An 8112-nucleotide genomic window follows, 5' to 3' on the forward strand; every position below is an offset into this window, starting at 1 on the left:
GAGCAGGTCGTTCATCAGGGGTACGTCCTCGAGGTGGTGTGCCGAAAGGGAGCCTGGTCGTGTGCGGCGACCCGGCTCAGTTCCGGTCCACTCCGAGGGCGATCAGCAGGCGGCCGGGCTCGGGCCCCGGCCCCGCCCGGTCGCGGACGCACCGGGCGCGCGGATCGGCGGGGAAGACCTCGTCGTCGGCGAGGCGTACGGCTTCCCCGGCGTCCGGCGCGGCGAGCTGCGGGGCCGCGCCCTGCGCGGGCAGGTGCACGTCGAAGGACCAGGCCTCCCCGGTCCGCTCGCAGCCGTGCGGCAGCGCGGGGGCGGAGGCGACGGCCGCGGCGGCCCCGCTGCCGGCGGGCGGCAGCGTGTGCCCGTGCGCGCCGTGGCAGACGCTGACGAGCAACGCGACGAGGGCGAGCAGGAGGAGGACGGCGGGCGCCCGCCGTCCTGCCTGTCGCGCGTCGACCACGCTTCGGTCACTCATGGTGCGCGTGACACTACGGCCCGCACTCGTCGGCGGGCAAAGGGACGGGCGGGAATTCGGCCACCTGCCGTCCCCGTCGGGCGGACCCCGCCCCGTCGCCCCCCTGCGCCCCCTGCGCCCCGCGACCCTTAGGGGTGCCGCTACAGGTTCCGCTCGGCGTAGATCTCCATCGCGTCGCGGACGAGGACCGCCGTGCCCTCGCCGTGCTTGTCGTAGTGGACGGTGAAGCGCGGGTCGTCGACGTACATCCGGCCCAGGCCGATCACGTACTCCTTCGCCGGCGTCGTGGTGTGCGACAGCCACTCGACCTGCCGCCGCGCCAGCTCCTGCACCGCGTCGCTGTCGGCGGCGAGGCCGTCCCGGGCCGCCTGCCCGAAGTCGCGGGCGATGCCGGCCTGTTCGTCCAGGAACGCCTGCCTCCCCTCGGCGCTCAGCGAGCGCCACCAGCGGTCGCCCTTCTCGTACGCCTCGCGGCCCCAGCGTTCGCCGACCTCCGCCTCGTACTGGGTGTGATCGAACCCGTCGAACACTTCCTCGGCCATGAGTTCTTCTCCGTTCTCGGTCTTGTGGAGAGTGGTCCGCACCGAGGCGATCTGCCGCCCGATGCGTTCTCGCTCCTGCTCCAGCAGGGCGAGATGGGTCCGCAGGGCCGCGGACGTGTCCCGCTGCCCTTCGAGGACCTCGGCGATGGCGGGGAGCGAGAGCCCCAGCTCGCGCAGCAGCAGAATGCGCTGCAGCCGCACGAGCGCCGCCTGGTCGTAGTACCGGTAACCGTTGGCGCCGATCCGGCTGGGCTCCAGCAGTCCGCGCTCGCCGTAGTGCCTGAGCGTGCGGCTGGTGGTGCCGGCCTTCCTGGCGATCTCTTGGATCGACCATTCCATGCCGAGAACGCTAAATCTTGACGCTGCGTAAAGGTCAAGCGGGAAAGTCGCGTCGGCCGGCGAAGGGACAGAGGGGGAGGAAACACGACGAGGGCCCGGATCCAGTGACTGGATCCGGGCCCTCGTTTCTACTGAGTAGCGGGGACAGGATTTGAACCTGCGACCTCTGGGTTATGAGCCCAGCGAGCTACCGAGCTGCTCCACCCCGCGTCGGTGAATATGACCTTACGGCATGGGTGGCGGATCCGGAAATCCGTTTCCTCAGCAGCCGCAGTCCTCGGCGTCGACGGGGGCGGTCAGCGGGTCCGCGTCCTTCTTCCCGGCGCCCTCCCAGGTCTCGTACGCGAAGCCCTCGCGCACCCAGTACTCGAACCCGCCGAGCATCTCCTTGACCTGGTAGCCCAGCTCGGCGAGGGCGAGCGCCGCGCGGGTGGCGCCGTTGCAGCCGGGGCCCCAGCAGTACGTGACGACGGGGACGGACACGTCGAGCAGGCGGCCGGCCTGCTCGGGGACGAGGGCCGTCGGCAGGTGGACCGCGCCGGGGATGTGGCCCTGGTCCCAGGAGGCGGTGGAGCGCGAGTCGACGACCACGAAGCCGGGGTCACCGCCGGCGGCGAGCGCGGCGGCGACATCGGAGACGTCGGCGTGGAAGGCGAGGGAGGCGCCGAAGTAGGCGGCCGCGGCGGCGGGAGAGGCCGGCGGCGTGCGAAGAACCGAATTGACCTGCGTCGTTGTCGTCATACGTGAAAAACTACGGCCGAAGATCAACGGGCTGAAGTGGCGATTCCCGGGAGCGGCGGCGATCCGCCGGGGAAATCGGGGCGTTCACCGGAGGACGGCGGGGATCTCACGCAGCGGGACGCAGCGGGACGCGAAGAGGCGGCCGGGGCGCCTCCCCCCGGGGCGGGCGAAGGCCCAGGACGGGCGCGCAGGGGCCTGGGCGGCGTGAAGGCCCCAGGAGGGCGCGAAGGGGCCCGGGGCACCGTGCCGCACCTCAAGGGCCCGACGAGGGAGGGACACCGGTGGACGACGACGCACTCCTCGCAGCGGCCGGGCGATTCGAGGCCGACCGCGCCCATCTGCGGGCGGTCGCGTACCGCATGCTCGGGTCGCTGAGCGAGGCGGAGGACGCGGTCCAGGAGACGTGGTTCAAGCTCCACCGCTCCGACACCACCGGGGTGGAGAACCTCAGCGGCTGGCTGACCACCGTCGTCGGCCGGGTCTGCCTCGACATGCTGCGCGCACGCGCCTCGCGCCGCGAGGACCCGCTGGAGTACCACGTCCCCGACCCGGTCGTCGGACGGGCCGAGGGCGGGCCCACCGACCCGGAGCAGGCGGCGCTGCTCGCCGACTCGGTGGGGCTGGCCCTGCTGGTGGTCCTGGACACGCTGGCCCCGGCCGAGCGGCTGGCGTTCGTCCTGCACGACATGTTCGCGGTGTCCTTCGACGAGATCGCCCCGATCGTGGACCGCACCCCGGCCGCCACCCGGCAGCTCGCCAGCCGCGCCCGCCGCCGGGTCCGGTCTGCGACTCCGGCGCCGGGCCCGGACCCGGCGCGGCAGCGCGAGGTCGTCGACGCGTTCCTCGCGGCCTCCGCCGACGGCGACTTCGAGGGCCTGCTCGCGGTCCTCGACCCGGACGTGGTCCTGCGCGCGGACGGCGGCACGCTCCGCGCGGCGGCCTCGAAGCTCGTCCGGGGCGCGGCGGCGGTCGTCGACCAGGCCCTCGCCTTCTCCCGCTTCCGCCACGCGGCCCGGCCGGTCCTCGTCAACGGCGCCGCCGGCGTCGTCTCGCTGGCGGACGGCCGCCCGCAGGCGCTCATGGCGTTCACGGTCGCCGACGACCGGATCGTGGAGATCCACATCCTGGCGGACCCGGCGCGTCTGGAACGTCTGGACCTCGGGGAGGCCTGACGGCCCGGCGCACGGAGTACGGAGGCTCAGCCGCCCCCCCCCATCCCCTTAGGGGTTCCGCCCCTACCCCACCCTCGCGAGGAAGCCGAGCACCCTTTCGAGGAGCAGTGCCGTCGCCTTCTCGTCGTACGACGGAAGGCTGCTGTCCGCGAACAGATGACGGTCGCCGGGATAGAGGAACAGCTCCGCGTCCTCGGCGCCCGCCACCAGGGCGCGGGCGGCGTCGAGGTCCCCCTCGGCGACGAACACCTCGTCCGCGTCCATGCCGTGCACCTGGACGGGTACGCCGTCGGGCCAGCCCGCCCCGAACTCGGTGACGGGCACGCAGGCGTCGAACAGCAGGGCTCCGGCCGCGCCGGGCAGGGTCTGGGCCAGCTTCTGGGCGGGCAGCACCCCGAGCGAGAACCCGGCGTACACCACCGCGTCGGGCATCCCCTCGGCGGCGCGCACCCCGCGCTCCAGGATCTCCCCGAAGCCGATCTCCTGGGCGTACCCGATCCCGGCCTCCAGGCTGTCGAACGTCCGCCCGTCGTACACATCCGGCACCCGCACCCGGTGCCCGGCCCGCCGCAGCTCCTCGGCGAAGGCGCGGACGCCCTCGGTCAGACCCTGCGCATGGTGGAACAACAACACCTCGGCCACTCGCCACACTCCTCCCGCCCCGGGCCCCACGGCCCGGGCACCCCGATTCTCTCCCCCTCGGCCGCGAATCGTCCGTACCGTGGGCCGCCGAATCGGCAGTACGGCCGGGGGACTTGGCGTCCGTCCTCGGTACGGGGGCAGGCGGGGCTGTCGTGTGCGGGCGGCCGGCGTCCCCGCCGACCGCCCGCACACGACAGCGGCCCCGGGTCAGATGTCCCTGACCCGGGGCCGATCGGTAGGCCGTGTGGGACTCGAACCCACAACCAACGGATTAAAAGTCCGCTGCTCTGCCAATTGAGCTAACGGCCCTCACCACAAGGGCACCCCCGCAGCATAGCCGGATCACGCCCCGCAGCCGATCGGGTATCGGTACGGGCGGGTCCCGGCCCACCGGAGTGGGTCGGGACCCGGGGTGTCAGCCCGCGTAGTAGCCGGCGACGTCGGCGATCAGGTTCACCGAGCCGGCGTGGTTGTAGAAGGACACCTTGCCGTCCACCACCGGCACGACGACCAGGTTGGGAACCGTCTGGCCCGCCGTGAAGTTGAGGTTCGTCGCGCTGGTGCGCGGGGTGCCCGAGGGGTGGACGGAGACGTAGCTCGTCGCCGTCGCGCCGGTGGCCGTCACGTTGAGCACGACCGCGGAGACGCCGGGTTCGGTGATGGCCAGCGTCACCGTCCGGCCGGGGCCCACCGGCTCCTGGGGGACGCCCAGGCCGCTGCGGGTGTCCATCAGGCGCGTCGGGGTCACCGGGCGGTACTCGGATCCGGCGCCGCCCGGGAGGTAGTAGCCGGCGACGTCGGCCAGCAGGTCCACCGAACCGGCGTGGTTGTAGAACGACACCTTGCCGTCCACCACCGGCACGACCACCAGGTTCGGCACCGTCTGCCCCGCCGTGAAGTTGAGGTTCGACGCGCTCGTGCGCTGCGTACCCGACGGATACACCGACACGAACCCGGCGGAGGTCGGACCGGTCGCCGTCACGTTCAGGACGACGGCGCTGACGCCCGGCCGGGCGATCGGGAGCGTCACCGTCCCGCCCGGGCCGACCTTCGCCTTGGGCACGCCGAGGCCGGACCGGGTGTCCATCAGCCGGGTCGGCGTCACCGGTTCGTACGTGCTGCCGGTGCCGTCGCCCGTGGAGTAGCCCGCGACGTCGGCCAGCAGGTCCACCGAACCGGCGTGGTTGTAGAACGACACCTTGCCGTCCACCACCGGCACGACCACCAGGTTCGGCACCGTCTGACCGGCCGTGAAGTTGAGGTTCGAGGCACTCGTGCGCTGCGTACCCGACGGATACACCGACACGAACCCGGCGGAGGTCGGGCCGGTCGCCGTCACGTTCAGGACGACGGCCGTGACCCCGGTCGCCGGCACCCCGCCTACGCCCGCCACCCGCAGCGTCACCGTCCCGGCCGGGCCGACCTTGGCCTTCGGGACGCCCAGTCCGCTGCGGGTGTCCATCAGCCGGGTGGGCGTGACCGGCTTGTACGTGCCGTACGCGGAGGCCAGGCCCCCGCTCACCAGCAGCGCACCGCGCCGCTCCAGCCGCGGCCCGGCGCCGTCGGCGGGCTCCGCCGTCATCGTCCAGGTGTACGCGCCGTTCGTGACGGGCTTCCCGTCGGCGTCCTTGCCGTCCCAGTCGGCGGCGACCACCCCGCGCGCCTCCCCGCCGGTCAGCGTCCGCACGACGGTGCCGGTGGCCTTGTGCGTCAGCGTCAGGGCCCAGGAGGCGGCGGGCTTGGACACCCACCAGCGGGGCTTCCAGGAGCCGGGGGCGGTGGGCGGGACGTCGGCGTCGAGTGCGGCGAGCCCGGGGGCCTCCGCCCCGGCCGGGACGACCCGGACCGCCTCGTCGGCGTCGACGTACGCGACGGGCCCGCCGAAGCGGTCCACGGTCCAGTCCCGGCCGGGGGCACCGCCCTTGGGGGTGCCGATCAGGCGGGTGCCCGCGGTGCCGCGCACGTCGGTGGTGTGCAGCTGCCCGTCCTTCAGCCAGGCGACGTAGCCGTCGGAGAGGAGGGCGGCCGTGTGGGCGGGCAGCGGTACGGACGTCCGGGAGGCGGTGTCGTACACCGCGGACTCGCCGGTGGCGCACCGCCAGTACAGGAACGTTCCGGCGGCCTGGAGCCCCGGCGTACGGCAGTCGGCGGGCAGGGCGGCGGTGCCGGCGGACCGGCCCGTCGACACGTCCACGGCGCGCACCTCGGCGGTGCCGCCCTGCTGCTTCCACAGGGTGCTGCCCGAGAGGGCGAACGGCGTGCCTCCGGTCTCGGTCCGGACGTTCTTCCCCGTCTCCACGTCGTAGACCCGCAGTCGGTCGTCCGTGCTGCGGGCGGCGGCGTACCGGCCGGAGACCCGCAGGGAGTCCGGCGACGCGGCGATCGGCTGCTCGGTGGTGACGGTACGGGCGGGCAGCGAGCCGCCCGCGTCGATCACGCCGAGCCCCTTGCCGTCCTTCGTGCGGAAGACGACCCGGCCGTCACCGGTGGCGAAGGTCTCCGGGCAGTCGGCCGCCGTGAGGCAGCCGCCGGGGAACTGGGCGGCGTCGGCGCCCCTTTCGGTGCGTACGCCGGCCCGCGGGGTCCCGGCGACCGTGAGGTCGGTGGAGCGCAGCAGGGCCTCGGGGCCGTCGAGAAGGGGCACCCGGTCGACCGTGGTCAGCCGGCCCTGCGCCAGGGAGAGCCCGGCGACGGAGCCGCGGGCGGGCGGTGCGTCGAGGAGCTTCCCGGTGACGAGTCCGCCGTCGGCGCCGGGCCGGACCGTGTAGACGCCCGGCCCGGTCTCCCCGCCCGTCCCACGGGCCGTCGCGGCCCCGACGAGCAGGGTGCCGTCGGCCTTGTACCGCGGCATGGCGGTGGCCCGCTCGAAGAGGGTCCGCTCCGGGCCGCCGTCGAAGGGCACCGCGACGACGCGCCACATGAGGTCGGCGTAGGGGGTGACCTCTTTCGCGGAGAGGGGCCGTGCGATGAGGACATGGTCGCCGACGGTGCCGAGCAGACTGGCGCGCTTGTCGTAGGGGACGGTGAGTTCCCGTACCGGTTTCTGCAGGTCGGTCGTCTTGCGGTTCCAGACCGTCAGCCGGCCGTCCTCGTGCCACTGGCTCACGGTGTCGCCGTTCGACGCGGTGTCGTACGGCAGGTCCGCGAGCCGGGTCCGGGTGGTCGTGCCCGAGACGTCGACGCGGTGGATGTCGGTGTACCGCCAGTCGTCCAGCAAGGTGCCGTAGGTCGTGGTGAGGTAGAAGCCGTCCCGGTCCCAGGCGAGGAGGTCCGTGGAGTCCGCCCCGGCCACCGGGACGGTGCGGCTGCTGATCCGGCCGTCCTGCCAGGTGTGGACGGTCCAGCGCGTCGGCTTCGGACCGTCGGCCTCGGTGACGACGGCGTCGCCGATCACCAGCCGGAGGGATTCTCCGGCGGGCACCGGGAAGGTCCGTTCGCCGCCGTCCCGCATGTCGCGCAGCAGGACGCTACGGCCGTCGCCGACGAAGGCGAGGACGTCGGAGTCGGTGCCGTAGACGGTGGTGTAGCCGGCCGGCACGGGGACGGGCTCGGTGGCCTTGTCCGCGTACGAGGTCCAGCGGAACCCGGTCTTGACCGTGCCGGTCAGATAGCCGGTCTCGCCCGCCTGTTGGAGTACGGCCGCGGTGGGATCGCCCTCCACGGCGGCCGGGATGGTCAGCCCGGGTTCCGGTGCTTCGGCCGCGACGGCCGTGGTGACGGGTGCGAGCCCCGCCGTGATGCCGGCGACGGTGACGGCCGCGACAGCGGCGCGTGCCAGTACGAGACGTCTCAAGATCAGCTTCTCCCCGAAAACAGCTGGTCGACGCAGCGGAAAGGCGGCGGAACGCGGCACGCCCCTGCGCGAATGGCTCGACCTTAACAAGATGAAACGATCAACCGGCATTCTTTTAAACGAGTTCAAAAAAGAGGAAGGCCCCCTTCCCTCCGCAGTGCGGAGGGAAGGGGGCCTTCACCCGGTGACTGGATCAGCCGTTGCGCTTCCAGCGCGGCTTGTCGTCGCGGCGGCCGAAGGAGCCGGTGCTCGGGCCGGTGCCGCGGTGGTCGCCGCCGCGGTGGTCGTCACGACGGCCGTGCGGGCGGTCGCCGCCCGAGCGGAAGCCGCCGGCGGGGCGGTCGTCGCGGCGGTCGCGGTTGAACGGGCGGTCGCTGCCACGGTGGCCGCCCGAGGGGCGGTCGTCGC

At 73.4% G+C, this 8112-nt stretch carries 7 protein-coding genes and 2 tRNA genes; 1 reads left to right on the forward strand and 8 read right to left on the reverse strand.

Annotation, left to right across the window (positions count from 1 at the left end):
- Window positions 1-76 precede the first annotated feature (76 nt).
- The 4 genes from ACFZBD_RS14395 to ACFZBD_RS14410 all read right to left on the reverse strand — a co-directional run bounded on the left by ACFZBD_RS14395 (window position 77) and on the right by ACFZBD_RS14410 (window position 2097).
- Window positions 77-475: a hypothetical protein gene (locus ACFZBD_RS14395; RefSeq protein ID WP_391139717.1), complete on the reverse strand. Its 399-nt coding sequence runs from the start codon at window positions 473-475 to the stop codon at window positions 77-79.
- A 140-nt stretch (window positions 476-615) separates the two neighbouring features.
- Window positions 616-1356, reverse strand: coding sequence for a TipAS antibiotic-recognition domain-containing protein (locus ACFZBD_RS14400; RefSeq protein ID WP_391139718.1), 741 nt, complete (start codon window positions 1354-1356; stop codon window positions 616-618).
- A gap of 136 nt (window positions 1357-1492) precedes the next feature.
- Window positions 1493-1566: transfer RNA gene (locus tag ACFZBD_RS14405), tRNA-Met, on the reverse strand.
- A gap of 51 nt (window positions 1567-1617) precedes the next feature.
- Window positions 1618-2097 (reverse strand): rhodanese-like domain-containing protein, encoded by a 480-nt coding sequence (locus ACFZBD_RS14410; protein WP_391139719.1) that lies wholly within the window; start codon window positions 2095-2097, stop codon window positions 1618-1620.
- Between the two features lie 281 nt (window positions 2098-2378).
- On the opposite strand from ACFZBD_RS14410, the gene sigJ reads away from it, so the two are divergent.
- Complete coding sequence (gene sigJ / locus ACFZBD_RS14415; protein ID WP_391139720.1) at window positions 2379-3269, forward strand: RNA polymerase sigma factor SigJ; 891 nt, start codon at window positions 2379-2381, stop codon at window positions 3267-3269.
- A gap of 63 nt (window positions 3270-3332) precedes the next feature.
- On the opposite strand, the gene ACFZBD_RS14420 is transcribed toward sigJ, so the two are convergent.
- From ACFZBD_RS14420 to ACFZBD_RS14435, 4 genes are all read right to left on the reverse strand, one after another.
- Window positions 3333-3911, reverse strand: coding sequence for a dienelactone hydrolase family protein (locus tag ACFZBD_RS14420; protein ID WP_391139722.1), 579 nt, complete (start codon window positions 3909-3911; stop codon window positions 3333-3335).
- A gap of 236 nt (window positions 3912-4147) precedes the next feature.
- Window positions 4148-4220, reverse strand: a tRNA-Lys gene (locus ACFZBD_RS14425).
- Window positions 4221-4326: 106 nt separating this feature from the next.
- The gene (locus ACFZBD_RS14430; protein WP_391139723.1) at window positions 4327-7704 is read right to left on the reverse strand and encodes a FlgD immunoglobulin-like domain containing protein; all 3378 of its coding nucleotides are present in this window, start codon (window positions 7702-7704) and stop codon (window positions 4327-4329) included.
- Between the two features lie 193 nt (window positions 7705-7897).
- A partial coding sequence (locus ACFZBD_RS14435) for a hypothetical protein (protein WP_391139724.1) occupies window positions 7898-8112 on the reverse strand: 215 nt, incomplete at its 5' end.

Source organism: Streptomyces sp. NPDC008121 (assembly GCF_042957155.1).
GTDB lineage: Bacteria > Actinomycetota > Actinomycetes > Streptomycetales > Streptomycetaceae > Streptomyces.

Excerpts from the sequence above, each read along its gene's own strand:
- ACFZBD_RS14395 (WP_391139717.1), bottom strand. The coding sequence starts at position 475 with ATGAGTGACCGAAGCGTGGTCGACGCGCGACAGGCAGGACGGCGGGCG.
- ACFZBD_RS14410 (WP_391139719.1), bottom strand. The coding sequence starts at position 2,097 with ATGACGACAACGACGCAGGTCAATTCGGTTCTTCGCACGCCGCCGGCC.
- ACFZBD_RS14400 (WP_391139718.1), bottom strand. The coding sequence starts at position 1,356 with ATGGAATGGTCGATCCAAGAGATCGCCAGGAAGGCCGGCACCACCAGC.